The sequence below is a fragment of the Maribacter cobaltidurans genome, assembly GCF_002269385.1.
Taxonomy (GTDB): domain Bacteria; phylum Bacteroidota; class Bacteroidia; order Flavobacteriales; family Flavobacteriaceae; genus Maribacter; species Maribacter cobaltidurans.
The window spans coordinates 3,253,592-3,280,143 of the sequence record NZ_CP022957.1; the positions used below are offsets into that span (position 1 = coordinate 3,253,592).

Below are 26,552 nucleotides of genomic sequence, written 5' to 3' on the forward strand. Positions count from 1 at the left end.
TTATAAAATGACAAAGTATTTAAGTAAACATAAGGCGATGGACAAAAGAATTTTATGGATATTTTTATTGCTATCCGGAATAACGTTCGCACAAACAACCGTAACGCTAGAAGATCAGTGTAACTGTGAGGTATTGCAGGGAACAGCAGTTACTGCAGCAGGATCTGTAACTCCTAGTGGAGCGGATTTGGGAGACCTGTACGTAAATACCAATACCGGAACCATCTTCTTTTGGGATGGTGATTCTTGGGAATTAAGTTCTACGTCCGATAACCAGCAGGTATTGGATTTTAGCTATAATCCGGCTACTAGGGAACTTACTTTGGAATTGGAAGATGGAGGTTTACCCATTTCTGCAACCTTACCTGCGGAAACACTTACAACTCTAGCGTTGAATGGTAATACATTGGAATATCGTGATGAGAATAATGTACTCACAACTATTCCTTTAAACGTAGGTAGTTTGAGTTTTAACTCGGCTACAAGGGAATTACTTTATATCGATGAAACGGGCTTGCCAACTTTTATAACACTTCCCGCAGAAGTTCTTACCTCCATTACGGATAATTTCGATGGAACTTTCACCTATAATGATGAGAATGGGGACCCTACACAGATCAATAAATCAAGCTTGACTGATTTAGGCACAGGTATATATAGTTTTGATAATGGAAACGGTTCTCCAATTGTATTTGTTGGAACGGATGACCAAACCGCACAAGAAGTATCATTCGACAATAGTACGTCTTCTTTGACAACTTCTACGGTTCAAGAGGCCTTGGCCGAATTGGATGCAAATATTTCTTCTAGTGAGCTTACCACTACGGTAGTGGAAGGCAACGGAGTCGATGTTACATCATTAACGACCGGAAACAATACAGAATATACGGTTGCAGTGAACGTTGGCGAGCTCACGGGCGATGGCAACATATCCTCCACGAACGGTACCATAGACATTACGGGCGGCAACGCTTCCACATTGAACGATGTAACCTTGGACGTTGCGGACGACGCTATCACGAACGCCAAGATTGCGGACAATGCCATTACCACCACGGAGATATTGGACGGTACGATAGGAACTTCCGACATAGCGGACAACGCCATCGACGCGACAAAGATAAACTCAGACATAGCAGGAACGGGCCTTGTACAGAACGGTACGACGGGCGCCCTTGAGGTTGACGGTACAGCGATTACCGGGGACGGTAACATTACATCGGGCGACCTTACTGTAGGGGGCGACGCGAACGCCCTTTTGGGCGACGTTACCCTTGAGATAGCCGCTGATGCGGTTACCACTACGGAGATACTGGACGGTACGATAGGAACTTCCGACATAGCCGACGATGCCATCGACGCGACAAAGATAAACTCTGACATAGCGGGAGCGGGCCTTGTACAGAACGTTACGACGGGCGCCCTTGAGGTTGACGGTACGGCGATCAACGGTGACGGTAACATTACATCGGGTGACCTTACCGTAGGTGGCGACGCGAACGCCCTGTTGGGCGACGTTACCCTTGAGATAGCTGCGGACGCTGTTACCAATACGGAGATACTGGACGGTACGATAGGAACTTTCGACATAGCCGACGATGCCATCGACGCGACAAAGATAAACTCTGACATAGCGGGAGCGGGCCTTGTACAGAACGTTACGACGGGCGCCCTTGAGGTTGACGGTACGGCGATCAACGGTGACGGTAACATTACATCGGGTGACCTTACCGTAGGTGGTGACGCGAACGCCCTTTTGGGCGACGTTACCCTTGAGATAGCCGCTGATGCGGTTACCACCACTGAGATATTGGACGGCAGTGTAGGCACCGTCGACATCGCCGATGACGCGGTGGCCTTGGAGAAACTTGCCAACGGTACTACCAGCGGGCAGGTAATGCAGTGGGACGGTGCGAACTGGATTCTGATAGACCTAGGTTCGGTAACGGTAACGGAGAACGACGGCGTAATCGGGAACGAGGTAACCGATGCCACCGACGGTACATTGGTACGTTCCGGGGCCGGGACAACGATAAGTCCTTATACCTTGGATGTAGCGGCGGATGGAATAACAACAAACGAGATAGCCCCTGGGGCAGTAGGGTCGACCGAGCTGTCGGACAGTGCGGTTACCCTTGGTAAATTGGCCGACGGCAGTAACGTTGGCGACCTTATCCAATGGAATGGCACGTCTTGGGTGTACATCGATCCCAGCACATTGGACACGGACACGCAGTATACAGCGGGCGACGGACTGAACCTTGACGGGAGCAACGAGTTCACGGCAGTGGCCAGTCCGGATGCGGGCAACGCATCCGAGGTACGTGCCAATGGTATCTTCTCGACGGACGACCAGACAGCTTCCGAGGTGAACATCACGGACGTTGGTGGCAACTTCACCGCTACTGACGTAGAGGGTGCTTTGTCGGAACTTGCGGTGGGCAGCACGGACGACCAGAACCTGACGGGAGCTACCTTGGACGGCAGCAACCAGTTACAGATTGACATAGAAGGCGGAACCTCTGCCACTGTTGACCTATCGAGCTTGGTGGGCACAGACGACCAGAACATAAGCGGTTCCGGCTTCAACGGGGCGACCAACGAACTGACCATCGGCATCGAGGGAGGTACTTCCGAGACGGTGGATCTATCCGGACTTGTGGGCACCGATGACCAGACGGCAGCTGAAGTGGCCTATGACAACTCCACCTCCGGTCTAACGGCGGGCGACATACAGGCGGCAATTGACGAGGTCGCAGCAGGTAGTACCGATGACCAGAACCTGACGGGAGCTACCTTGGACGGCAGCAACCAGTTACAGATAGACATCGAGGGCGGAACCTCTGCCACCGTGGACCTATCGAGCTTGGTGGGCACGGACGACCAGACTGCGGGAGAGGTCGGTGTGACCCCTGCTGGGAACATTACCAGTACGGACGTACAGTCGGCCCTTGAAGAACTTGACTCGGACATCACTGGCAGCGAGCTTACCACGACGGTCTCTGAGGGGAACGGAGTGGATATTGTATCGAGCACGGTTGGCAACAATACGGACTATGAGGTAACGGTGAATATTGGAGAGCTTACCGGTGACGGCAATGTAACCTCCACCAACGGTACGATAGACATTACGGGCGGCAACGCTTCCACATTGAACGATGTGACCTTGGACGTTGCGGACAACGCCATTACGAACGCCAAGATGGCGGACAATGCGATAACGAGCACTGAGATATTGGACGGTACTATAGGGGCTTCCGACATAGCCGATGACGCGGTGGCCTTGGAGAAACTTGCCAACGGTACTACCAGCGGCCAGGTGATGCAGTGGGACGGTGCGAACTGGACCTTGGTGGACCTAGGTTCTGTAACGGTAACGGAGAACGACGGGGTAATCGGGAACGAGCTAACCGATGCCACCGACGGTACATTGGTACGTTCCGGTGCCGGGACAACGGTAAGTCCTTATACCTTGGATGTAGCTGCGGATGGAATAACAACAAACGAGATAGCCCCTGGGGCAGTAGGGCCGACCGATTTGGCCGATAGTGCGGTTACCCTTGGTAAATTGGCGGACGGCAACACTGCCGGTGATATGATTCAATGGAACGGCACGGCCTGGACGTACATCGATCCCAGCACATTGATACCTACGACCACGGTATCGAACACGAGCGCCATCAATACGCTTACCACCACGGTCAACGGCACCACGGGGATCGGTGTGGATATCATCAACAGCAACGTATTGAGCCTTAACGGGAGCAACGAGCTGGTGAGCACGGTAAACGGACAGGCTGCTACGGCACTCGACCTTTCCCCTGCGGTACAGGCGAACCAGACTACCACGAGCGTTGTGGCCGGCGGTGACATCTCGGTGAGCTCCAGCACTGTAGGAAACAATACGGAATATACAGTTACCAACGACGCCCCCGACCAGACGGTGACCCTTGCCGATGGAGGGAACGGGAACGTGACCATAGGTGGCACGTACCCAAACTTTACGATAGATGTACCCAACAATACGGACGACCAAACGGCCTCTGAAGTGAACATCGCGGACGCGGGTGGCAACTTCACCGCTACTGACGTTGAGGGTGCCTTATCGGAACTTGCGGCGGGCAGTACAGACGACCAGAACATAAGCGGTTCCGGCTTCAACGGGGCGACCAACGAACTGACCATCGGCATCGAGGGAGGTACTTCCGAGACGGTTGATTTATCCGGACTTGTCGGTACCGATGACCAGACGGCAGCTGAAGTGGCCTATGACAACTCCACCTCCGGCCTAACGGCGGGCGACGTACAGTCGGCAATTGACGAGGTTGCAGCAGGTAGTACCGATGACCAGAATTTAACTGGAGCCACTCTGAACGGCAGTAACCAGTTACAGATAGACATCGAGGGTGGAACCTCAGCCACCGTGGACCTATCGAGCTTGGTGGGCACGGACGACCAAACGGCCTCCGAAGTGAACATCGCGGACGCTGGCGGCAACTTCACGGCCACGGATGTTGAGGGCGCCTTATCGGAACTTGCGGCGGACAGTACAGACGACCAGAACATCAGTGGTTCCGGCTTCAACGGGGCGACCAACGAACTGACCATCGGCATCGAGGGAGGTACTTCAGAGACTGTGGATTTATCCGGACTTGTCGGCACCGATGACCAGACTGCGGGTGAAGTGACCTATGACAACTCGACTTCGGGACTAACGGCGGGAGACGTACAGGGTGCCATCGACGAGGTCGTGGCGGGAAGTACGGACGACCAGAACCTGACGGGAGCTACCTTGGACGGCAGCAACCAGTTACAGATTGATATAGAGGGAGGAACCTCTGCCACTGTGGACCTATCGAGCTTGGTTGGCACGGACGACCAGAACATCAGCGGTTCCAGCTTCAACGGTGCCACGAACGAGTTGACCATCGGTATTGAGGGAGGTACGGGAGAGACCGTTGACCTTTCCGGACTTGTTGGCACGGACGACCAGAACCTTACGGGAGCTACCTTGGATGGTAGCAACCAGTTACAGATAGATATCGAGGGCGGTAATTCTGCCACCGTGGATTTATCCAGTTTGGTGGGCACGGACGACCAGACTGCTGGTGAAGTGACCGTTGCTGATGTAGGAGGAAACTTTGCAAATACCGAGGTAGAGGGAGTACTCGAAGAAATTGATGCGCGTATAGATGCACTCGTACTTGCAGGTGGTTCAGATGGGAACGACTTCGTTACCGGAGGTTCTTTATCAGGTACCGACCTTACATTGAACGTTCCAAATCAGATAGATCCTGTAATTGACCTGTCGGGACTTCAAGATGGTACGGGTACTGACGACCAGAATATCAGTGGTTCCAGCTTCAACGGGGCGACCAACGAACTGACCATCGGCATCGAGGGAGGTACGGGAGAGACGGTTGACCTTTCCGGACTTGTCGGCACCGATGACCAGAATTTAACGGGAGCCACCTTGGACGGCAGCAACCAGTTACAGATTGATATCGAGGGCGGAACCTCTGCCACTGTGGACCTATCGAGTTTGTTGGGTACGGACGACCAGACGGCCTCGGAGGTTAACATCACGGACGCCGACGGCAACTTCACGGCCACTGACGTCGAGGGTGCCTTATCGGAACTTGCGGCCGGTAGTACGGACAACCAGGACATCAGCACGAATGGTACTCCCGGGAACATCAGCATTGACAATGGTAGTACAATAAACCTAAACGTAAACGATGCAGACAGCGATGCCACCAACGAAATCCAGGATTTGAGCATCAGCGGAAACACCCTTAGCCTGAGCAGTGACGCGACTACGGTAGACCTAAGCGGGTACTTGGACAATACGGACTCACAGACCTTAAGTGTAGCGGGTAATGATTTATCGATTGTGGGCGGAAACACGGTAACGCTTCCAACGGCCACCGGAGCCGAGACCATAGTAAATAGTGGAACGAATATCAACGTAACGGGAAGCGGAACTTCCGGTGACCCTTATGTGGTGAACAATACCTTCACGGAAGTGGACGGTAGTACAACAAACGAGGTAAACACCAACTTTACCGTAAATGGAACGAATTTGGAAATAACCGATAGCAATGGCACTCTACAGGTACCGTTGGCGGACATCAACGCGGGAGTGAACACGGACAACCAGGATTTGACCCTTAGCGGCAATACTTTGGCCATCAGCGGTGACCCCAACACCGACGTTGACCTAAGCGGTTACTTGGACAATACGGATTCTCAGACCTTGAGTGTAACGGGCAATGATTTGTCCATAGCAGGAGGAAACACGGTGACGCTCCCAACGGCGACCGGAGCCGAGACGATAGTAAATAGTGGAACGAATATCAATGTAACGGGAACGGGAACCTCCGGTGACCCTTACGTGGTGAACAATACTTTTACAGAGGTCGATGGTAGTATCACCAACGAGATCCAAGATTTGAGCATCAGCGGAAACACTCTTAGCCTAAGCGGGGACGCTACAACGGTGGACCTGAGCGGTTTCGTAAATACGGATTCGCAGACCTTGAGCTTGAGCGGTACGGACCTGTCAATAACTGGTGGGAATACAATAGATATCGGTAGCATAGATACGGATACTGACGACCAGACCCTGAGCCTAACGGGAAATACCTTGGCGATAGCGGATGGGAACAGCGTTGACCTTAGCGGTTTTGTGAATACGGACAACCAGCAGATAAGTTTGAGTACGAATACATTGACCTTGTCCAACGGTACAGGAACCGACACCACGGCCGACCTTAGTGGCTACCTAGACAACACGGATTCGCAGACCTTGAGCGTAACAGGGAACGATTTGTCGATTACCGGAGGGAACACGGTTACCTTGCCTACGGCCAATGGTTCGGAAACTATTGTGAACGGAGGAGGAATAAATATCGTAACAGGTAGTGGTACTAGCGGTGACCCATATGTAGTAACAGGAACTGAAGTCGATGGAAGTGTAACGAACGAGATACAGGATTTGAGCCTAAGTGCAAACACCCTTAGCTTGAGCAGTGACGCGACTACAGTGGACTTAAGTGGGTACTTGGACAATACGGACTCACAGACTTTAAGTGTAGCTGGCAATGATTTATCGATTGTGGGCGGAAACACGGTAACGCTTCCAACGGCGACCGGAGCCGAGACGATAGTAAATAGTGGGACGAATATAAACGTAACGGGAACGGGAACCTCCGGTGACCCTTACGTGGTGAACAATACTTTTACAGAGGTCGATGGTAGTATCACCAACGAGATTCAAGATTTGAGCATCAGCGGAAACACTCTTAGCCTAAGCGGAGACGCTACAACGGTGGACCTGAGCGGTTTCGTAAATACGGATTCGCAGACCTTGAGCTTGAGCGGTACTGACCTTTCCGTATCGGGTGGTAATACCATAGATATCAGTAGCATAGATACGGATACTGACGACCAGACCCTGAGCCTAACGGGAAATACCTTGGCGATAGCGGATGGGAACAGTGTTGACCTGAGCGGTTTCGTAAATACGGACAATCAGGACCTGAGTTTGAGTGGGAATACGTTAAGCCTGAGTGGGGACGCTACAACGGTAGATCTAGGTGCCTACTTGGACAATACGGACTCACAGACCTTGAGCGTAACGGGCAACGATTTGTCCATAGCAGGAGGAAACACGGTGACGCTTCCAACGGCGACCGGTGCTGAGACCATTGTGAACAGTGGTACTAACATCAACGTAACAGGAAGTGGAACTTCCGGCGACCCTTATGTGGTGAACAATACCTTCACGGAATTGGACGGTAGTACAACAAACGAGGTAAACACCAACTTTACCGTAAATGGAACTAATTTGGAAATAACCGATAGCAACGGCACTCTACAGGTACCTTTGGCGGACATAACTTCCGGTGTAAATACGGATTCCCAGACCTTGAGCCTGACGGGTACGGACCTATCAATAACTGGTGGTAATTCGATAGATATCGGTAGCATAGATACGGATACTGACGACCAGACCCTGAGCCTAACGGGAAATACCTTGGCGATAGCGGACGGAAACAGCGTGGATCTAAGCGGTTTCGTTAACACGGACAACCAGGATATCAGTACCAACGGATCCGCTGGGAACATTAGTATAGATAACGGCAGCACGCTTACACTGAACGTAAACGATGCGGATAGCAATCCGAACAACGAGATACAAGATTTAAGCCTAAGTACCAATACACTTAGTCTTAGTGGTGATGCTACTACTGTGGATTTGAGCGGCTATTTGGACAATACCGACGACCAGATTGCTTCTGAAGTGAATTCAGATACACCTATAGATGTAGATGGTGATGGAACTAATGAAGCTACCGTGGAAGATGTAATTCAAGCCATAGCCCCAATAACTTCCAAAGCAGCACGAGTTTTTTACCCACCGTCCATAGCTATAGATGCATCCACTCCGGATCCAGGGACCAATAGGACCATAAATTTATACGATCAATATATTGCTCAGTTCGGGTCTCCCGTGGTGAGTAGTGGAGGAACTATACCAACCTATGCGGCTAACGAACTAGATTACCATGTTACCTATGCAGACCCAGATGTTTTTGGTAATGGAACAACTGTTCTGAATATGAGTGTGAGTCCAACAGGTGTTTTAACCTATAGGATATATAATACTCCTCCGGATTACAACGCATTAATTAATGTCGTATTCGTAGTAAAGTAATCAGCTAAAGACCAGAATCGGTTTGAAAAAAATCAATCAACATAAATCCATATTTCTGGGCATTGTTTTTACAATGTTCGGGATATTGGTATCCAATGCCCAGTTTCTGCTACAGGCACCCAATTCCACTGATGAAAACAATTATCGCTGGTACGAGGCCTCGGATACCAACACCGTTTTGGGAACGGATTTTTTCTACGAAGTAACTGCACCAGGTATTTATTTTGCTACCTATGATGGTACACTCTGTGGATCAAATGCCACGGGTTATTTCATTGTGACGGATTGTAATAATCCAGATAACCAAGTAACCTTAGACATTACCAATAATGTAAGCGGCGGTGCTACGGTCACCTGGTCGCCCACGGTTAGCGGGGACCCGACACGGCCAACTGTTACTGCTACGGATGCCGTAGTAAAATATACGGCCACCGTAACCAAGGCGGGCAATGATTTTGCCTTGCCCAACTTTACCGTTGTATGTTTACCTCAGGCCGCAACCTTGGTGGATGATTTAGTTACGCTCGATGAGGATACTTCTGTAATTGTGGATATTTATGCCAATGACTCCGATTTGCCAAACCCTGGAGCTTTAACTACGACTTCACCTTCCAACGGAACGGTCACCATAGATGACAACGGTACGCCTAACAATCCCTTGGACGATATATTGACCTATATTCCCAATCCCGATTATAACGGTCCAGATAGTTTTGATTATACGGTTTGTAACAGTTTAGGGGATTGTAGCACAGCAACAGTTACATTAGATGTGTTACCGATTTTAGATACAAATGACGATGTAGTCGCTATTGATGAAAATCAAATCATAGCTATAGACAATTGGCATTTAAACGATAATGACCTTCCTGTTGTTGGTACGTTTAGTATCACGCAACCGACGAATGGCTCGGCGACCGTAGATGACAACGGAACTCCAAATAATCCGGCGGACGATGTCCCGACCTATTTTCCTAATAGCGGATATATAGGCAATGATACATTTGAATATACGGTTTGTGACGGAACAGGGAATTGCAGCACATCCTTGGTAAGTATTATTATAAGTCCAGCAGGTGCAGATTTAGATAGCGACGATGATGGTATTGTGGATAGTTTTGAGGATTTAAATTTAGATGCTGATAATGACCCAACAACCAATCCCACCGATTCGGATGGTGATGGTTTCCCAGATTATCTGGATATTGACAGTGATAATGATGGTATACCCGATAATGTGGAAGCACAGACAACATCAGGTTATATAGCTCCAAGTGGAACTGATACTAATGGAAATGGCGTGGATGATGCCTATGAAGGTAACGGAAATGTTGGAATATTCCCAATTGATACCGATGGTGATAGCTTACCAGATTATCTGGATGAAGACAGCGATAATGATAATGTACCAGATAACATTGAGGCACACGACCAAGACCATGATGGTATTCCCGATTTCACTTTATTAGGGTCTGACGAGGACGGAGATGGCCTTGATGATGGCTATGAGGGTAGTAACACCAATGATATTGACGTAAACGATGAGCTGGATGATCCGTTTGTACAATTGCCCAATACGGATAGTGATCAGGAGTCTGACTATAGGGATACTGATGACGATGACGATGGTATTGAAACCATTGACGAGGACCTGAACATGGATGGAGATTATGCCAATGATGATTCTGACGGAGACGGTACACCAAACTATTTGGATTCTGATTTGGGCGAACTATCGGAACAGATTGAAGTATTTAACGTTATTACCCCAAATGGTGATGGTGTACATGACGTACTACGTATCGATGGCTTGGAAAATTATCCCAACAATACCATCAGGATTTATAACAGATGGGGCGTATCCGTATTTACGACTAAGGCCTATAATACAGAAGGCAATGTTTTTGATGGAACTTCCCAAGGTAGGGTAACCATTGCGCAGGACAATAAACTTCCTGTAGGAACTTATTTCTACATTTTGGATTATGAGGAGCCCAATGGAACAATGAAACAGCTTTCAGGTTATATATATATAAATAGATAAGGAATGTTAAACAGTAAATTATTCAAGGTAAATTTTGACTTTCCTGCAAAAGGTTTATTGGTCTTTTTATTTGTTTTTGTTGTGGCTAGTAACTCTTTATTCGCACAACAAGATGCCCAATATACCCAATATATGTACAATACAGTAAGCGTTAATCCTGGGTACGCTGGATCACGTGGCCAGATTAGCATAGCAGCATTGCACAGATCACAATGGCTGGGTTTGGAAGGAGCCCCAACGACCCAGACCTTCAATATTCATTCACCTATAGGTTATAATGGGTTGGGAATGGGCCTGTCCATAGTCAACGATAAAATAGGACCCACTTCCGAGACTAATTTTGATGTGGATTTTTCGTATACAATAATGTTGGCTGCTGAAAGACGATTAAGCTTTGGACTCAAGGCAAGTGCCAATTTATTGGATGTGCGTTTTTCTGAATTAAACCAATACACTACGGATCAAACCTTGCAACAGGATATTGATAACCGTTTATCTCCTAATATAGGTGCTGGTGTGTATTATCATACGGATAAATTCTATGCAGGACTATCCGTTCCTAGAATTTTGGAGACTTCCCATTTCCAAGAATCATCCCTTTCAACGGCAAAGGAGCAAATGAATTTTTATTTTATTACCGGTTATGTCTGGGACTTGAATCCGTTTTTAAAATTCAAACCTACCTTGTTAACCAAAGTGGTCCAGGGAGCGCCCCTACAGGTTGATGTTTCGGCCAATTTTATGTTCAATGAAAGATTCATTATTGGAGGGGCCTACAGATGGGATGCAGCATTCAGTGGAATGGTTGGATTTAATATCAATAGCAACTTTTTAATTGGACTGGCATATGACCGGGAAACTACGGAATTAGGTAGTGCCGCCTTCAATGATGGTTCCTTTGAGGTCATTCTTAGATATGATTTTATCTCGACCAAGAACAACCTTAAATCACCTAGATTCTTCTAACCTAAGTCACTTGAAACCTACTTCTTTCTTATTTTTTTCATAAAGCCTTCGAAAAAGATAGCGCAAAGGCCTTATTTTTACGGGATGAAGGAAGAAGAAGTAATTCTTGTAGACCAAAATGACCAGCCTAGGGGAACCATGCCAAAAATGGAAGCCCATGAGAAAGCAGAGTTGCATAGAGCCTTCTCCGTTTTTGTGCTGAACAATAGAAATGAAATTATGTTGCAGCAAAGAGCTGCCCATAAATACCATTCACCCCTTTTATGGACCAATACCTGTTGTAGTCATCAAAGGGTGGGGGAATCCAATATAGAGGCAGGTAAACGCAGGCTTAAAGAAGAGATGGGTTTTGACACAGAACTAAAAGAACTGTTTTCATTTATTTATAAGGCACCTTTTGACAATGGTTTAACGGAGCACGAGTATGATCATGTTATGATTGGATACTATAATGACCAACCTAATATCAATAAACAGGAAGTAGCGGATTGGAAATGGAGGACTCCAAAAGAAGTCAAATTGGACATGGAAGAAAATCCAGAACTCTATACGGCTTGGTTCAAGATAATTTTTGAGAAATTTTATCAGCATTTAATTGATAATCTAGTCGAAAATGAAAGTAAAGGTTAGTAGAAAGGCACATTTCAATGCTGCACATCGGCTTTACAGGCCAGATTGGAAAGATTCCAAAAATTCCGAGGTTTTCGGAAAGTGCAATAATCCTAACTTTCATGGGCACAATTATGAATTGGTGGTGAGTGTTACGGGAGAAATTGATCCTGAGACGGGCTTTGTAATGGATATGAAGGTTTTAAAGGACCTGATTAAAGACAAAATCGAGGATGTCTTTGATCATAAAAATTTAAATATAGAGGTGCCGGAGTTTCAAGACCTAAATCCAACAGCAGAAAATATTGCGGTTGTCATTTGGAATAGGTTAAGGCCTAGTATCGATAAAGATAAGGAACTGGAGGTAGTACTTTATGAAACACCTCGAAACTTTGTTACGTATTCCGGTTAGTTCTTTTCTTCCTTTTATTACTGAAATTTACGGTCAAAAAGTAGTATTATATTGCCCCAATATTATGGATACTTAGTACGTTTGTAATACTCTAGGATAAACCCACCAATATGAAACTGTACCCTTTAAAATTTAAGCCAATTCTTAAAGAAAGACTATGGGGAGGAACCAAATTGAATGAAGTTTTTGGAAAACCTTGTACCAGTGAAATAACAGGGGAGAGTTGGGAACTTTCTACCGTGAAAGGCGATGTTTCCGTTATTGCCAATGGATATCTGGCGGATACGACCCTTCAAGAATTGATTGAGAAATTCCCCAATGAAATTTTAGGAAAGAGTGTGGTTCAACGATTTGGAACCGAATTTCCTATACTGATAAAATTTATCGATGCCAAGCAAGACCTTTCCATTCAACTGCACCCTAACGACCAATTGGCAAAGGAAAGACATGATTCCTTTGGTAAGACCGAGATGTGGTACATCATGGATGCTGATCCCGGTGCAGAATTGATAGTAGGCTTTAATAGGGATGTTTCTAGGGTAGAATATGAGGAGAGTTTAAAAAACGATAGCCTTTTGGAACTATTGAATTACGAAAAAGTAGTGGAAGGCGATACTTTTTTCATTAATACTGGGAAAATACATGCCATTGGTGCGGGGGTCCTCTTGGCGGAGATTCAACAAACTTCAGACGTTACCTACCGGGTTTTCGATTTTAACAGAAGGGATAAAGATGGTAATTTAAGGGAACTGCATACAGACCTTGCACTGGACGCTATAGACTACGAAAGAAAGAATGACTTCAAAGTAGATTATTCCAAAGAAAGTAATTCTGTAAATACCATGGTAGAGTGTCCTTATTTTAAGACAAATTATTTGAATTTAACGGAAAGTATGGTACAGGATACTCTCAACAGGGATTCATTTACCATTTTTATGTGTGTTGATGGAGAGGCGGCCATTGAAAACGAGTTTGGCAAAGTTAATTTGAGAAGAGGTGAAACTACTTTGGTGCCTGGAATTACGGAGAAAATTACCATAAATACAAATGGGGCCAAATTACTGGAAGTTACTATTTGACCAGTCTGAAATAATCAACAGTTTAATTGTATTTTTGTAAAAAATATAAAGCATATGGCTAGTATAAAAAATTTGAAAAAAGATATAAATAATGTCCTAGGGGATATTATTGAAGGAGTTTATATTGTAGAGGAAACCAATGGTGGTGGACCTTCCAAAGAAGGTACCGCGATTATAGATGGTGCTATTGAAACCTTTGACGAACTTATTGCCAAGGTAAATGAGAACGATATTGAAAATAAAAAGGCCCATTTTAATGGCGTTAGGACCGAGTTGGAGACCAAAGCCAATAAACTGGTCGATCAATTGAACAGTATGGTTTAATAAGAACCAAACAAATAAAAAAAGCATCCTTTTCAGGATGCTTTTTTTATTTGTTGTTTTCCAATAATTTTTTTAGTTGCTTTCCATATTTTGAGTTTGCCACCTCAGGGGTTAGGACGTTATAAATGGAGTCCAAATACTTGATGTTTGCATCAGGTATTTCTTTTGCCGCAATATAAGGTGCGATATAGGAATCCTTATTGTTCAGTGCAAAATTAATGGAGTATGCATAACCCCTTTTTGTATTCATGCTGCTCACACGTTCCAAAGAATCGATACTGGCTTGATCTAAAGGTTTCTCAGATTGTGAGGCTTCAAGCATTATCTCCATATTTCTTAAATTAATGGTCGAAAGCGCCTTTCTATACTCTTCCAGTTTTTCATGCGATGGTGATCCCGAAATTTTCGCTGTGGTGTCGAAAGTATTCCAATCTGTATTTATCGTGATAGTCCCTGGTTCTGCAAAAAAAGTAATACGATCATTAATATCGTTATTGTCTTTTTTATCGAGATATAGGTAAAATATTTCTGGACTTTCCACCTGTGCCGATAGACTAAAAGATCCGTCCCCGTCAATCTCTAGTGAATCCACGGTTACTAAGGCAGTATCCATTACATGTTGTAGATAAAGTGTTCCTTTTTTTAATCCTTTTACCTTTCCGGTAACCACTAAATTATCTTCCTTATCTGTTCCACAGGAAATGACTAAAAGCAAAGTTGCCAGTATATAAGCTAGTTTTTTCATTGGTTTAAATTAGGGGGCAAATATCAATAAATTTTTACAGAAAATATAGTGGGCAATTGGAAATACTATAAAGTGGAGGCCACCTCCATAAGATAAGCACATAACAGTGCCCCTGCTGTGCCTACTACATAACCCAAAACAGCCAACAAAACACCAACTGAAGTTAATGACGGGTGAAATTCCGCCGCTACCACGGGTGCGGAAGCGGCACCACCCACATTGGCCTGGCTGCCTACCGCCAAAAAGAAGTAAGGGGCTTTTATGAGTTTGGCCACCAAGATAAGTAGCAAAGCGTGTATGCCAATCCAAACAAAACCGATGACTATAAGCCCAGGGTTCTCAAGTACCTTTCCCAAGTCCATTTTCATACCTATGGTGGCTACTAAGATGTAAATGAACATTCCTCCAATTTTACTAGCGCCTGCACCTTCATAATTTTTGGCTTTAGTAAAGGACATGATAATTCCTGCACACGTAGATAAAACTACCATCCAAAAGAAACTTGAACCCAGAAAGGAGAGGAAACTTTTTTTATCACTTACTGCTTCAAAACTTGTTGTTAGGTAATTACTAATGTAATCGCCAAAAAAATGTGAAATGCCAACAGCGGAGAAGGCGAGACTAAGCATAATCATATAGTCCTTCAACGTAGGGACCCGTGTAATTTTTTCGGTAAACTCGGTTACTTTAACCTTAAGTGTTTCAATAGCAGATGTGTCTGCCTTTAACCATTTGTCAATCTTATTTGTTTTCCCCACACCGAGTAAAATAATGGCCATCCAAATATTCGCTACAACAATGTCTATAAGTACCATGCCACCATATTTTTCAGGGTTGTACTTGAAAATTTCAAGCATAGCAGCTTGGTTTGCACCGCCTCCGATCCAACTACCTGCAATAGTTGCTAATCCTCTCCAAACGGCATCAAAATCATTTCCCCCAACGGTTTCGGGAGAAAAAATAGAAACCAATAAAATCGCTATGGGGCCTCCGATAATAATTCCAAAACTTCCCGTTAAAAACATAATCAAAGCTTTGGATCCCAGATTACTGATTGCTTTGAGGTCGATACTCAATGTCATTAAGACCAAAGCTGCAGGTAATAGATACCTACTTGCCATGAAATACAAATTTGATATTTCATCGGAAATCAGTCCAGAACTTGCCATTAACGCAGGTAATAGATAACACATTAGCACGGCAGGGACGAAGGAATAGAATTTTTGCCAGAAGCCACTTTTTAAACTTGAAGTGTAAAATATAAAACCAAGGGCCAGGGCCAATAGACCAAAAACAACAGTATCGTTAACAATTAAGGGTTGGTCCATTGCGTTTTCCATAATTAATCCTTGAGGTGGGTCTCCAAATATACTTAAATATGTAAATGTTGCTCTAAGAACTGGGCAACACCGTTTTCTGTATTTCTAGAAGTTACAAAATTTGCAATTTTTTTAACCTCTTCCCTTCCATTGGATACGGCTACTCCGCATCCCACATTTTCCAACATATCCATATCATTATAATTATCGCCAAAAGCTATTACATCTTCCAAATGTTCGCCAGATTGTAGTAATTTCTGAATGGCCGTTAATTTGGATACCGCTTTTGGAGCGATTTCTATTAGGGTATCATTGGATCGGTATACGTGTATATGGTTTTTAAATCGGTTCTCTAGTAAGGGCATTATTTCATCCGCCGTCGACCTAGTGCCCATCAGCATTACTTTATGAATCCCTAAACCTTTATGGTCCCATCCCGATAGAGTATCCTCGGTCTTTCTAAAAACAGGATTGGTTTTTGTGTATTTTATCTCTTTTTCAACTCGTTCAGATGTTTTTGGTACATGCCATTCATTGAAGGCATATAAGCCCAAATCCGTATTTCGTGGTTTACAAATTTTATAAATGTCATTAGCAATGGTCAGGGGTATAGTTTCCGAGTGTAATTCGTTTTCCCCATGTAGAACCAATGCTCCGTTGTAACAAATAATAGGTTGGTCCAAAACATCTAAATCCTTTTGTATATAGTACATGGCACTAGGCATCCTAGCGGATACCAAAACCACTCGGACATGTTGTTTTATTCTTTTGATTTGTGAAACCGTATACTCGGAAACATCACTTTTAGTCGAGAGCAGTGTTCCGTCCAAATCGGAACATAGCATTTTGTACATCATACTAAATGTTTAACCAATAGGTAAATTTAAGGTTTATGGACCTGTATTTGGGTTCGAACTGATTTACAGCATAGTTATCATTGTAGACTATAAAAAGGTCGGATAGCGGTGCAAAACGCCATTGTAACCTGGAATTAATCCCAAGATTATCCCTTTGATTGCTATACTGAAAGAGTGTCGTCCAGAAAACGGATTTACTGAATGTAAAGCCAAATCTAGGACTTACCAACCATAAATCTGCACTAGGGTAGGGGTCCGGTAGACTAATCTTGTCATAGTTCACATTTAGACCAATTCTCACTTTGGGTTGTAGTCTAAGTGTGGCCTCCCCGCCAATGGAAAATCTTTGTCCGTTGAAGAAATTACCTATAGAAGTCTCTCCTTCAAAGGCAAAGACATTCGCCCTGTTGGATTGATAGCCTAATGTAAAGGTTCCAAACCTATATTCTTGGTTTCCGGGTAGTTCAACAGCACCTTCCGTGCCCGTAGGGTCAAAAGGGTCAAAGAGGTATACATAACTGGTGGAATATTCCGCACCAAACTCTGTAAAATCCTTAAATACAAAATTATAACGCCCACGGATGTCGTAGTCTGCCAACTGATAATCCAAAGAAGTCCTCCAATTTGAAATACCAAATACTTCAACCCCATGGTTGTTGATATTTCCTTTTTTTGGCCAAAACAATCGTTGTACCGATCCAACCGCCTTTGTAATATCCGTCCTGGGTATAAAACCTAGGTCTGACTGAAAATCCTCATTGATATACGCAAGATCAATAAAGGAATTCCAGTATCTGGAATTATAGCTCAATAAAGCTCCGGCCGATATATTTCCTTCCGTATCACCGGGCTGAAAGGATTTATGCAGATAATACTTTCCAGACCATACATTATTTGCACTAGCCAAATAATAGTCCAGTCCCAAAACACGATTATATTCTTCATCGGCAGAAGCAAAGGGTTCATCCCCAAAAGCTTGCCTATTAATGAAGAACATACCAATATTGGAACGGGCAAATACCTTATGCTGTAAGGCAAACATAAGATTATTATTGGAGGCGATTTCCTGCTCTTCGTTCTTGGCCGTTTGTATATCCAAAAAGCCCAACCTTAGGTTTTTGTTCAGTTTTCCACTAAGCCGAAGGCCTCCCAGAATGTCATTCTGCACAGAATTTCCAAGTCTATCCGTAGCAATACCGATTCGTCTTGAAAAGAAGGGGTTGGAATGCCTTATGCTCCCAAAGCTTCCAAAAAGGTCATTATTGTCAATAAAAAATTGTCGCCTTTCGGGTAAGGAAACCTCAAAACGGGTGAGGTTGGTGATGATGGCATCTACTTCCACGTTAGAAAAATCAGGGTTAATGGTAACATCCAAGTTCATGCCGTTACCAATGGCGATTTTAGCATCGCCCCCTACTTTTAGTTTATTGTTGCCTTCATCGGTCGTAAAATCTTTATCGGATATGGCATTGATGTAGGGTATGAGCGCCAAGGGTGTTCTGGATTTACCCAATGGTTTTTCAAAGTACATATCTCCCATAAAGGCCAAATTGATGACACTTTGATTTTGGGGGATTGTAAACCAGTTACTGCGTTCGTTGGACTGCATGTCAAATCGGTAGCTCTGGAACCTCCATTTGGTTTCTCCTTCGGCGAATTTTAGCGAGGTTAGAGGAATGGCGATTTCTGCTGTATAGTAATTATCATAAATTTTAGTCTCCGCTTTCCACTTTACGTCCCACGAAGTTGTGAAACCGCTCTCAACATCTTGTCCGCCCCCAGAAATGAGCACTTCCCTTCTAACACCATAGGGATTAATACCGAAAAGGAATGCATTGGTACCGTCGTTAAACGTATCGAAGACTAAACTGATGTTATCACTACCACCGGCTCTAAAATCCCTTTCCAAGGAAGGAATAATATAATCGGAGCCTGGGGTATAAACCGTTAAACCCACGTAAAGTGTAGTATCATCGGTTAGCATGCGAACGTCGGTTTGATACTGGGCGGGCACTTTATCCGAAGGAAAATACTGCTGAAAATCCCCGGCACTTTCTGCGAATGTCCATACGGGCTCGTCTAAAATACCGTCCAATACTATATGTTCGTTGGTGTACTTAACCGTAAAGGATTTTTCAGGAACTTGTGCTATAAGGGAACTGCCGATAAGAAATAGTACTGCTGTACTGAATAATTTGGTCATTTTGGTTTGGAAACTTGGTAAACAAATTTAAGGCTTTGTTCCATTAAAAAACACTTAAGAACTATTCCTTTTTTTTCTTGGGTTCCCTTTTTGCTTCTTTTAGACTTTTCATCAACATCCATTCGATTTGGCCATTAGTACTTCTAAATTCATCTGCGGCCCATTTTTCAATGGCGTTCAGCATATCCTCATTTACCCGTAATGCAAACGCTTTTTTCTTACTCATAACTGTTTTTTCCGTCTATCTGTTAGAACCATGCCGATGAGCGAACATTTTGCTTTCAATGCCAAATTTACTTTGTTTCAACGGTTTCTGTCCCTTTCAAAGACTATACGACTTCGGCTATGATCCAAATCAATGGCCTTCCATCCTTGTCGCCCGTATTCGTTCAATATATCTTCCAAACGCTGGTTGTTGTTGGTTAATCCCATGGTCCAGCTTATGACTTTATATTCTTTCATCCTGATTAAAATACCTGTTTATGGTTTGTTGTGCTTCATTGGGTTTTTGGGTGCCTATCAAAAGCATTTTACCCGTTTTAAGTACTACTTGTATACCCATGTTACCACGTATGTTATACGCTTTTTTCTTTCGTCCAATACCCCTGTAACCCCATCCACCGAATTCTCCAATAGGACTGTATTTCCTGGTATAGCACTTATCCATATCTGCCCAAAGAATGACCTTATTATTTCTTTGGAACGGAAAAAATCTAAAATGAATTCCTTTTTCGTCTATTTGAGTACTAAGTGCTATCCTATAAACAAGAACAAGTATGACCAAAACGAAAAAAAAGGTCAGAATTAACACGTTTTTAGCCATTGAATCCAATTCACCCGAATTGATAGCTTGATATATGGGATAGACCATTATACCTAAAACAAGAAGATTAATGAGGTGAAGCCACCACTGGTTAAATCGCTGTGTTCCCTTAAAAAAACGCATATCAATGATTTAAGGTCCCCGCATTTACGATTGGAGATGCATCCTTATCCGAACACAAAACTACCATAAGATTACTTACCATAGCGGCCTTACGTTCCTCGTCCAAGGTGACTAATTCCTTTTTGCTGAGCTCGTGCAAGGCCATTTCTACCATGCTTACGGCCCCTTCCACTATTTTATGCCTTGCCGCCACAATGGCCGTAGCCTGTTGCCTTTTGAGCATGGCATTGGCAATTTCCTGTGCGTATGCCAAATAACCAATTCTGGCTTCCAAAACCTCTATCCCTGCCATGGCAAGTCTCTCCTGCACCTCGGTTTCCAAAGCTTCACTGACCTCATTGACGCTAGATCGTAAGGTAATGTCCTCGTCCAATCCTTCATCGGCAAAATTGTCATAGGGATACATACTGGCCAGTTTTCGTACCGCGGCATCTGTCTGTACCCTAACAAAATTTTGATAATCATCTACCTCAAAGGCAGCTTTATAGGTATTGGTTACCCTCCATACCAAAATGGTGCTGATCATTACCGGGTTACCTAATTTATCGTTTACTTTTAACCGTTCACTGTCAAAGTTACTAGCCCGTAACGAAATTTTCTTTTTTGTGAAAAGTGGATTGACCCAAAAGAAGCCGTTCTTTTTTATGGTTCCAACATATTTTCCAAATAATAATAGCACTCTCGATCCATTGGGATTTACCAGAACAAATCCGGCCAGACAAATAACGCCTAGGATTATTAGGAAGATGCCCAAATAAATTTTAAGAAGTGCAATACCGCCAATGAGTAGTATTAAAATGACTAAAATCATGAGATAGCCATTGATAGGACTGTAATTTTTTTCGTTTGACATGGTGTATGATATTAAAATGATATCATAAATATATCAAAAAAAATTTATTTTTAACTTAAACGACCTATTTAATTATATTTTACGTTTGGTCTTTAAACTTTTTGGTCTTTTTCTTATTCGGATTTTTAAAGAGTCTTTTGAAGAATCCATCCCTTTTTACCGGTTCGCAGTCTAGCATCTCCCTAACGTGTTCGCTGGGTGCCGGAAATCTTGCTTTTGTAATTGTGGTAAACTCCTTTGCTTTATTCATTTTTTGCATGAGCAAGGCAAACATGGGAAGGGCGGCGTTGGCTCCCTGACCAAGGGTAGTATTTCTAAAACCGATTTCATGATTGTCCAGTCCCACCCAGGTCATATGTATCATCTTTGGAGTTAAGGCAACAAACCAAGCATCCTTGTTATTTTGGGTGGTCCCCGTCTTTCCAGCAATATCATTGGAAATTTTATAGGTGGAATGGATTCTGGATGCAGTTCCGGAATTGATTGTAGATTTCATCATTTCAATCATAATTTGTCCGTTTTCTATCGTAAAGGCCTTTTTTGTGCTCCTTTTGGATTTAAATTCAGCTAAAACAGAATCATTTTTTGTAGCTATTGCCTTTATTAAAAAAGGTTCTACCCAATGTCCCTCATTGATATAGGTAGTATAGGCTTTTGCCAGATCCAACATTTTAATTTCGCCGGTTCCCAAGGCCAAAGAGGGTTCCCTTGGTAATTTTTCTTCAATGCCCATATCTTTGGCTTGGGAAATCACCTTGTCTATACCGGTCTGTTCCAACACTTTTACCGCCACCGTATTTACGGAATTACTTAAACCTTGCTCCATGGAATAATTGAGGTAGGCTTCATCCTTATCTCCGGAATTACTTGGGGACCATCCTTTTAAATTTTCGTATTCAACTTCCTGAGCCGAGAAATATGTGCAAGGTTCTATACCTTCTTCTAATGCAGCAGTATAGACAATAGGTTTAAACGTTGATCCCACCTGCCGCTTGCTCTGCGAGATATGGTCATACTTAAACTGCTTGAAGTTAATCCCGCCGATCCAAGAAAGTACTTCGCCCGTTGTGGGGTCAATGGAAAGTGATCCGGTATTGAGAAATTTCATGTAGTGTTGAATACTGTCCAGAACACTGACCTCCATTTCCCGATCCTCTCCCCAAGTCTTTAGGGTCATTTTTCTTTTGGTTCGACTAAGGCTATCAAAAATTTCCTCATCCTCTAATCCTCTCTTTTTTAAATTCTGGTAGGCCCCACTTCTTCTTGCTATTTTTTTTATCAAATTTTGATTGGAAATCCAAGGAGCATTCTTTCCATAACTTTTTTCAAAATCGTCTTGAAGCTTACTCATATGTTCCACCATAGTTTCCTCTGCCAATTGTTGCATCTTGAAATTTAGGGTAGTATAAATCTTTAGGCCCGAGGTATAAATGTTGTAATCCGATCCCGTTTCGTTTTTCTTTTTGGTCCAATCCAATAATTGTTTCCGGACTTCCTCCCTAAAATAGGGGGCTATCCCAGAGCTGTAGTCGTAATCCCTATAGTCGAGTGTTAGTTCCGATTCTTTTAATGAACCATACTGCTCATCCGAAATGAATCCGTTTTTTTCCATGGTATATAGCACCAAGTTTCTTCTTTGCTTGCTTTTCGCCGGAAAAATTCTGGGGTTATATCCATAAGTCGCCTTTAGCATGCCAACCAGTGTAGCAGCCTGTGGAATAGATAAGTTCTTGGTATGGGTATTGAAAAACTTTAGGGCGGCACTTTCTATACCAAAAGCATTGTCGCCAAAGGATACGGTGTTGAGGTAGTGGGTAAGTATCTCATTTTTGTCATATATATCCTCAAGTCTACTTGCAATGAACATTTCTTTGATCTTATCCACCACGATATTTGTTTTCTTTCTATCCCTCCTTGGATAAAGGTTTTTGGCTAATTGTTGACTAATGGTACTTCCGCCACCTGATGAATCGTCTCCCATGAGTATCGTTTTTAGGCCCACCCTAAAAAGACTTAGGTAATCCACGCCCGAATGTTCATAAAAGCGTTCGTCCTCAATGGATATCAAAGCCTGGAGGAGATGTTCAGGAAATTGATCAAAAGAGATAGGTTGCCGGTCATTGAGATAATACTTTCCAATTAGAGTACTATCCGAAGAGAACACTTCAGAAGCAACTTGATATTGAAAATTTGAAAGTTCTTTTTTATTGGGAATATTACCCCAAAACCCAACATAAATACTACCAACGAAAAAAATGAATATAAATAACAAACCGAGTAATCCCACCAACGTATACCTAAGAATGGGCGGTTTTATTTTGTTTAAATAATATTTTACCTTGTTCATAAGTGCAAGTTCTTATTAATATTTTAGCTTACCTGAGTTTTAACAATACCTTAAAACTTGATGTTCTATTTTTGTGAAAACAATTTCAATGAAAAAACTTACACTTGTTTTTCTTATTATTTTTCAATTTTCATTCGCTAATGACGATGTATGGTCTAAAACTGGACATCGGGTTATTGGTGATGTTGCCGAGGAATATCTGAGCAGGAGGGCAAAAAAGGCCATTGATAAATTGTTGGACGGACAAAGTTTGGCGGCCGTGTCCAACTTTGGGGACGAAATCAAGGCCGATCGCAAATACAGGGAATTCAGCGCTTGGCACTATGTGAATTTTCCTGCGGACAAAGACTATAAAGATGTAGAGCCAAGTGAATATGGCGATTTGGTCATAGGAATCAACAAATGCATTGAAATAATCACCTCAGAAACAAGCTCCAAGGAAGACAAGGCATTTTACCTGAAATTTTTAGTGCACCTTATTGGGGATTTGCATCAACCTATGCATATTGGACGGCTCGAAGATAAGGGAGGTAACGATATTCAATTACAATGGTTTGGTAGGGGTAGTAACCTTCACAGAGTTTGGGATGCGAATATGATTGATGATTACGGTATGAGCTTCACGGAACTTTCGAGTTCTTTGCCCAGGCTTTCCAAGAACGAAGTTAAGGCAATTCAAAAGGGTAATATATATGACTGGATTGAGGAAACGCAAGAGATTACCAATCAGGTCTATGAATCGGTCGAAGTTGGTGAAAAGCTGGCCTATCAATACAGTTATAAATGGTGGGGCACTGTAGAAAATCAGCTTTTAAAGGGAGGAATACGGTTAGCCACTGTTTTGAACGAGATTTTGGGCTAACCAAACTTTTGGGTTATCGCTTTGAGATTTTGTTCCCAGAAATATTCCTTTGTCGGGAACATTTAAACCTGCCGGTGATATTCTCCCTTAACTTTCTATGTTTCGTGGTCCTACCCTGTACCCTTTTTCTCCACATGCGAAAGCTGCTAGGTTTCATCTCCTTTCGCATAATTTCAATAGTTTCCTGTTCACTGATGCCAAATTGAAATGTAATGGCATCAAATGGGGTTCTATCTTCCCAAGCCATTTCTATAATTCGGTCCAGTTCCCTTTCTGTAAAGTCTTTAATCATAGCATTACAAATATACGAAGCTTATCATAAAAGGAGTTTGGCATGACATTTGAAAATGATAGATTAAGAAGGTTTTTGACAAGCAGATTAGTACTAGTGTGCCCTTATACTAAAGATGGTCATGTCTTCAAAAGGCACAAAAAATCGGTTCCCACGGCCGATTTTTTTTATAATAAATACTACAGTTTCTTGACGGATATATGGCTGCGCCCGAGGTGACAGAGAGTTCTGGTAAATAACAAAAAATCAGAAATAAATTTCTCTTTTGTATTGGTCTAATTTACTTTATCACCCTAAAGGTCAGATTTATTCGTTCCCCGACTTGTTTTGCTGTTTTTGGAATTTGATGCTTCCACATATGTTGGGTCTCTCCTTGCATCAATAGCAAACTACCATGTTCTAAAACCATTTTATGTTTCAAATGGGTTTTTGTTTTATGTTTAAAATGAAACATTCTTTCCGCTCCTAAACTTAAGGATGCTATTACGGGATTTCTGCCCAATTCCTTTTCATCATCTGCATGCCAGCCATTACTATCTTTACCATCTCTATATAGATTTAGTAAGCAGGTTGTGAAATTATTGGGGTGCTGGGATTCTATTTTATTTTTTAATTCCAATAGAGTTGCCGTAAAGTGATGTGGCTTCATGGTAATATTGGAGTAGGAGTAGGGCTTGTTGTTGTTCGCGTACAAAGCGGTTAGCCTAGGCTGGACATACACCTTACCAAATACTTTAATATCATCCTGCTGCCAGGGTGTTTCCCACCTTAATAATTTAAAGTACGAGTCGGCCTCCTGCTTTTCCATAAAATGAGGATAGTAAATAATATCGGAATCCGGTAAATCTAAATGATTACCTTCTTTTTGAGTTTTGGACATTATACCAAAACCGTTTTCAGTTCATTTCTGTACTCGCTCGGATTTTGACCCGTAAAAGCCTTAAACGATTTATTAAAATGTGAAAAGTTGTTGAAGCCGCACTCAAAACAGACTTCAGTGATGCTCATAGGTTTCTCCGCCAATAATTTGGAAGCATGCACCAATCTGTATTCATTTACGAACTGTACAAAGGTCTTATTGGTAATTTTTTTAAAGTATCGGCAGAAAGAAGGTATAGTCATACTTACCATGGACGATATCTCTTCTAGGGTTATCTCCTCCTTAAAATTGTTCTTGACATGGTTGAAAACAACGTTTATTCTATCGTTGTCCTTTACATCCGTAGCTAAGGAGAATCCGGTAGCGTTGAGCATCTTCATTTCATCGGAATTACCAAGCTCATTTAAAATATTGAGTATACTTAATAAGCGTTGGAAATCAGTTTGATATTCCAGCACTTCAATTTTATCACCAATTTTTCTTTTCGTCTTACCGTGAAATGCAATGCCACCACTGGCCGCATCAAAGAGACTTTTGATTTTTTTCATTTCTGGAATAGTAAAAAAATCAGTTCCCAAAAAATCGAGCTTCATTTGAACTACTGTTTCGCTGGTATTCCCCGTAAGGGCATCGGTGAGTCCACAATGCGGTAGATTACTTCCTATTAATATAAGGTCCCCATTGGTATAATAGGATACATGACTTCCAATCTGGCGTTTTCCAGACCCACCATTAACATATACCAACTCTAATTCCGGATGGTAATGCCATAAATTGTTACGGTTTAGCTTATGCTCATCAAATTTTTGATAGGTAAAGGAATGCCCAAAATCTGGTTCAATGGCTTCAAAAGCAGGTTTTTGTACAATCATCTTTTATGTTTTTGCTCGATGAACGAGGGTTCTATGTTTATCCACAGAAGCATAAACTAATATTATAGGACTTTTACTATCTATTTGTTCGTCATATAATAGTTTACACATGTAAAATTAGATAACCTTTTTTGCTGGTTACTCTGCAAAATTAACCTAAATATGTGGAATTTTACCATACCCTTGGTAAAAAGTTGGCAAGGTTGGTAAAATAGAACATAAA

Annotated in this window: 20 protein-coding genes; 8 read left to right on the forward strand and 12 right to left on the reverse strand. The window is 43.1% G+C overall.

The genetic code is table 11. The annotated features are described in order from the left end of the window. Positions 1-37: 37 nt before the first annotated feature. From CJ263_RS14425 to CJ263_RS14455, 7 genes are all read left to right on the forward strand, one after another. Positions 38-8,719, forward strand: coding sequence for a beta strand repeat-containing protein (locus CJ263_RS14425; RefSeq protein ID WP_158657168.1), 8,682 nt, complete (start codon positions 38-40; stop codon positions 8,717-8,719). A 73-nt stretch (positions 8,720-8,792) separates the two neighbouring features. Further along, on the forward strand, positions 8,793-10,763 hold the full coding sequence (locus CJ263_RS14430) for a T9SS type B sorting domain-containing protein (protein WP_094997923.1): 1,971 nt from the start codon (positions 8,793-8,795) through the stop codon (positions 10,761-10,763). Between the two features lie 3 nt (positions 10,764-10,766). Then, positions 10,767-11,729 carry a PorP/SprF family type IX secretion system membrane protein gene (locus CJ263_RS14435; protein WP_094997924.1) on the forward strand — a complete coding sequence of 321 codons (963 nt, stop codon included), beginning with the start codon at positions 10,767-10,769 and terminating at the stop codon, positions 11,727-11,729. A gap of 84 nt (positions 11,730-11,813) precedes the next feature. Beyond that, positions 11,814-12,359, forward strand: coding sequence for an isopentenyl-diphosphate Delta-isomerase (gene idi, locus CJ263_RS14440; RefSeq protein ID WP_094997925.1), 546 nt, complete (start codon positions 11,814-11,816; stop codon positions 12,357-12,359). After that, positions 12,343-12,750: a 6-pyruvoyl trahydropterin synthase family protein gene (locus CJ263_RS14445; RefSeq protein ID WP_094997926.1), complete on the forward strand. Its 408-nt coding sequence runs from the start codon at positions 12,343-12,345 to the stop codon at positions 12,748-12,750. The genes idi and CJ263_RS14445 overlap by 17 nt, the downstream gene beginning before the upstream one ends. A 116-nt stretch (positions 12,751-12,866) precedes the next feature. Then, the gene (locus CJ263_RS14450) at positions 12,867-13,829 is read left to right on the forward strand and encodes a type I phosphomannose isomerase catalytic subunit (protein ID WP_094999262.1); all 963 of its coding nucleotides are present in this window, start codon (positions 12,867-12,869) and stop codon (positions 13,827-13,829) included. A 54-nt stretch (positions 13,830-13,883) separates the two neighbouring features. Next, positions 13,884-14,153 (forward strand): hypothetical protein, encoded by a 270-nt coding sequence (locus CJ263_RS14455; protein ID WP_094997927.1) that lies wholly within the window; start codon positions 13,884-13,886, stop codon positions 14,151-14,153. A 46-nt stretch (positions 14,154-14,199) separates the two neighbouring features. Here CJ263_RS14455 and CJ263_RS14460 read toward each other — a convergent pair whose 3' ends face one another. The 9 genes from CJ263_RS14460 to CJ263_RS14495 form a co-directional block, all read right to left on the reverse strand. After that, positions 14,200-14,898: a DUF4369 domain-containing protein gene (locus tag CJ263_RS14460; protein WP_094997928.1), complete on the reverse strand. Its 699-nt coding sequence runs from the start codon at positions 14,896-14,898 to the stop codon at positions 14,200-14,202. Positions 14,899-14,963: 65 nt separating this feature from the next. Further along, on the reverse strand, positions 14,964-16,238 hold the full coding sequence (locus tag CJ263_RS14465) for a DUF819 family protein (protein WP_373288316.1): 1,275 nt from the start codon (positions 16,236-16,238) through the stop codon (positions 14,964-14,966). A 32-nt stretch (positions 16,239-16,270) separates the two neighbouring features. Next, positions 16,271-17,074 carry a Cof-type HAD-IIB family hydrolase gene (locus CJ263_RS14470; protein ID WP_094997929.1) on the reverse strand — a complete coding sequence of 268 codons (804 nt, stop codon included), beginning with the start codon at positions 17,072-17,074 and terminating at the stop codon, positions 16,271-16,273. A 1-nt stretch (position 17,075) separates the two neighbouring features. Next, positions 17,076-19,277, reverse strand: a complete 2,202-nt coding sequence (locus CJ263_RS14475; RefSeq protein WP_094997930.1) for a DUF5916 domain-containing protein — start codon at positions 19,275-19,277, stop codon at positions 17,076-17,078. 61 nt (positions 19,278-19,338) lie between these two features. Beyond that, positions 19,339-19,503 (reverse strand): Arc family DNA-binding protein, encoded by a 165-nt coding sequence (locus CJ263_RS14480; protein WP_094997931.1) that lies wholly within the window; start codon positions 19,501-19,503, stop codon positions 19,339-19,341. Between the two features lie 77 nt (positions 19,504-19,580). Beyond that, a complete protein-coding gene (locus CJ263_RS20995) occupies positions 19,581-19,739 on the reverse strand; it encodes a DUF4177 domain-containing protein (RefSeq protein ID WP_158657169.1) in 159 nt (52 codons plus the stop codon). Beyond that, complete coding sequence (locus CJ263_RS21280; protein ID WP_158657170.1) at positions 19,726-20,223, reverse strand: hypothetical protein; 498 nt, start codon at positions 20,221-20,223, stop codon at positions 19,726-19,728. The genes CJ263_RS20995 and CJ263_RS21280 overlap by 14 nt, the downstream gene beginning before the upstream one ends. Position 20,224: 1 nt before the next feature. After that, on the reverse strand, positions 20,225-21,076 hold the full coding sequence (locus CJ263_RS14490) for an SPFH domain-containing protein (protein WP_094997933.1): 852 nt from the start codon (positions 21,074-21,076) through the stop codon (positions 20,225-20,227). A 79-nt stretch (positions 21,077-21,155) separates the two neighbouring features. Next, complete coding sequence (locus CJ263_RS14495) at positions 21,156-23,423, reverse strand: transglycosylase domain-containing protein (protein WP_094997934.1); 2,268 nt, start codon at positions 23,421-23,423, stop codon at positions 21,156-21,158. A gap of 88 nt (positions 23,424-23,511) precedes the next feature. On the opposite strand from CJ263_RS14495, the gene CJ263_RS14500 reads away from it, so the two are divergent. Continuing rightward, positions 23,512-24,285 (forward strand): S1/P1 nuclease, encoded by a 774-nt coding sequence (locus CJ263_RS14500; RefSeq protein WP_094997935.1) that lies wholly within the window; start codon positions 23,512-23,514, stop codon positions 24,283-24,285. Positions 24,286-24,298: 13 nt separating this feature from the next. Here CJ263_RS14500 and CJ263_RS14505 read toward each other — a convergent pair whose 3' ends face one another. The 3 genes from CJ263_RS14505 to CJ263_RS14515 all read right to left on the reverse strand — a co-directional run bounded on the left by CJ263_RS14505 (position 24,299) and on the right by CJ263_RS14515 (position 26,329). Continuing rightward, positions 24,299-24,577 (reverse strand): TIGR03643 family protein, encoded by a 279-nt coding sequence (locus CJ263_RS14505; protein ID WP_094997936.1) that lies wholly within the window; start codon positions 24,575-24,577, stop codon positions 24,299-24,301. A 280-nt stretch (positions 24,578-24,857) separates the two neighbouring features. After that, positions 24,858-25,457, reverse strand: coding sequence for an alpha-ketoglutarate-dependent dioxygenase AlkB family protein (locus CJ263_RS14510; protein WP_094997937.1), 600 nt, complete (start codon positions 25,455-25,457; stop codon positions 24,858-24,860). Continuing rightward, positions 25,457-26,329 carry an AraC family transcriptional regulator gene (locus CJ263_RS14515; protein ID WP_094997938.1) on the reverse strand — a complete coding sequence of 291 codons (873 nt, stop codon included), beginning with the start codon at positions 26,327-26,329 and terminating at the stop codon, positions 25,457-25,459. The genes CJ263_RS14510 and CJ263_RS14515 overlap by 1 nt, the downstream gene beginning before the upstream one ends. Positions 26,330-26,552 lie beyond the last annotated feature (223 nt).

What these genes read in the sequence shown, in the direction of transcription:
- CJ263_RS14425 (WP_158657168.1), top strand. Translation starts at nt 38, where the DNA reads ATGGACAAAAGAATTTTATGGATATTTTTATTGCTATCCGGAATAACG.
- CJ263_RS14430 (WP_094997923.1), top strand. Translation starts at nt 8,793, where the DNA reads ATGTTCGGGATATTGGTATCCAATGCCCAGTTTCTGCTACAGGCACCC.
- CJ263_RS14435 (WP_094997924.1), top strand. Translation starts at nt 10,767, where the DNA reads ATGTTAAACAGTAAATTATTCAAGGTAAATTTTGACTTTCCTGCAAAA.
- idi (WP_094997925.1), top strand. Translation starts at nt 11,814, where the DNA reads ATGAAGGAAGAAGAAGTAATTCTTGTAGACCAAAATGACCAGCCTAGG.
- CJ263_RS14445 (WP_094997926.1), top strand. Translation starts at nt 12,343, where the DNA reads ATGAAAGTAAAGGTTAGTAGAAAGGCACATTTCAATGCTGCACATCGG.
- CJ263_RS14455 (WP_094997927.1), top strand. Translation starts at nt 13,884, where the DNA reads ATGGCTAGTATAAAAAATTTGAAAAAAGATATAAATAATGTCCTAGGG.
- CJ263_RS14460 (WP_094997928.1), bottom strand. Translation starts at nt 14,898, where the DNA reads ATGAAAAAACTAGCTTATATACTGGCAACTTTGCTTTTAGTCATTTCC.
- CJ263_RS14465 (WP_373288316.1), bottom strand. Translation starts at nt 16,238, where the DNA reads ATGGAAAACGCAATGGACCAACCCTTAATTGTTAACGATACTGTTGTT.
- CJ263_RS14470 (WP_094997929.1), bottom strand. Translation starts at nt 17,074, where the DNA reads ATGATGTACAAAATGCTATGTTCCGATTTGGACGGAACACTGCTCTCG.
- CJ263_RS14475 (WP_094997930.1), bottom strand. Translation starts at nt 19,277, where the DNA reads ATGACCAAATTATTCAGTACAGCAGTACTATTTCTTATCGGCAGTTCC.
- CJ263_RS14480 (WP_094997931.1), bottom strand. Translation starts at nt 19,503, where the DNA reads ATGAGTAAGAAAAAAGCGTTTGCATTACGGGTAAATGAGGATATGCTG.
- CJ263_RS20995 (WP_158657169.1), bottom strand. Translation starts at nt 19,739, where the DNA reads ATGAAAGAATATAAAGTCATAAGCTGGACCATGGGATTAACCAACAAC.
- CJ263_RS21280 (WP_158657170.1), bottom strand. Translation starts at nt 20,223, where the DNA reads ATGCGTTTTTTTAAGGGAACACAGCGATTTAACCAGTGGTGGCTTCAC.
- CJ263_RS14490 (WP_094997933.1), bottom strand. Translation starts at nt 21,076, where the DNA reads ATGTCAAACGAAAAAAATTACAGTCCTATCAATGGCTATCTCATGATT.
- CJ263_RS14495 (WP_094997934.1), bottom strand. Translation starts at nt 23,423, where the DNA reads ATGAACAAGGTAAAATATTATTTAAACAAAATAAAACCGCCCATTCTT.
- CJ263_RS14500 (WP_094997935.1), top strand. Translation starts at nt 23,512, where the DNA reads ATGAAAAAACTTACACTTGTTTTTCTTATTATTTTTCAATTTTCATTC.
- CJ263_RS14505 (WP_094997936.1), bottom strand. Translation starts at nt 24,577, where the DNA reads ATGATTAAAGACTTTACAGAAAGGGAACTGGACCGAATTATAGAAATG.
- CJ263_RS14510 (WP_094997937.1), bottom strand. Translation starts at nt 25,457, where the DNA reads ATGTCCAAAACTCAAAAAGAAGGTAATCATTTAGATTTACCGGATTCC.
- CJ263_RS14515 (WP_094997938.1), bottom strand. Translation starts at nt 26,329, where the DNA reads ATGATTGTACAAAAACCTGCTTTTGAAGCCATTGAACCAGATTTTGGG.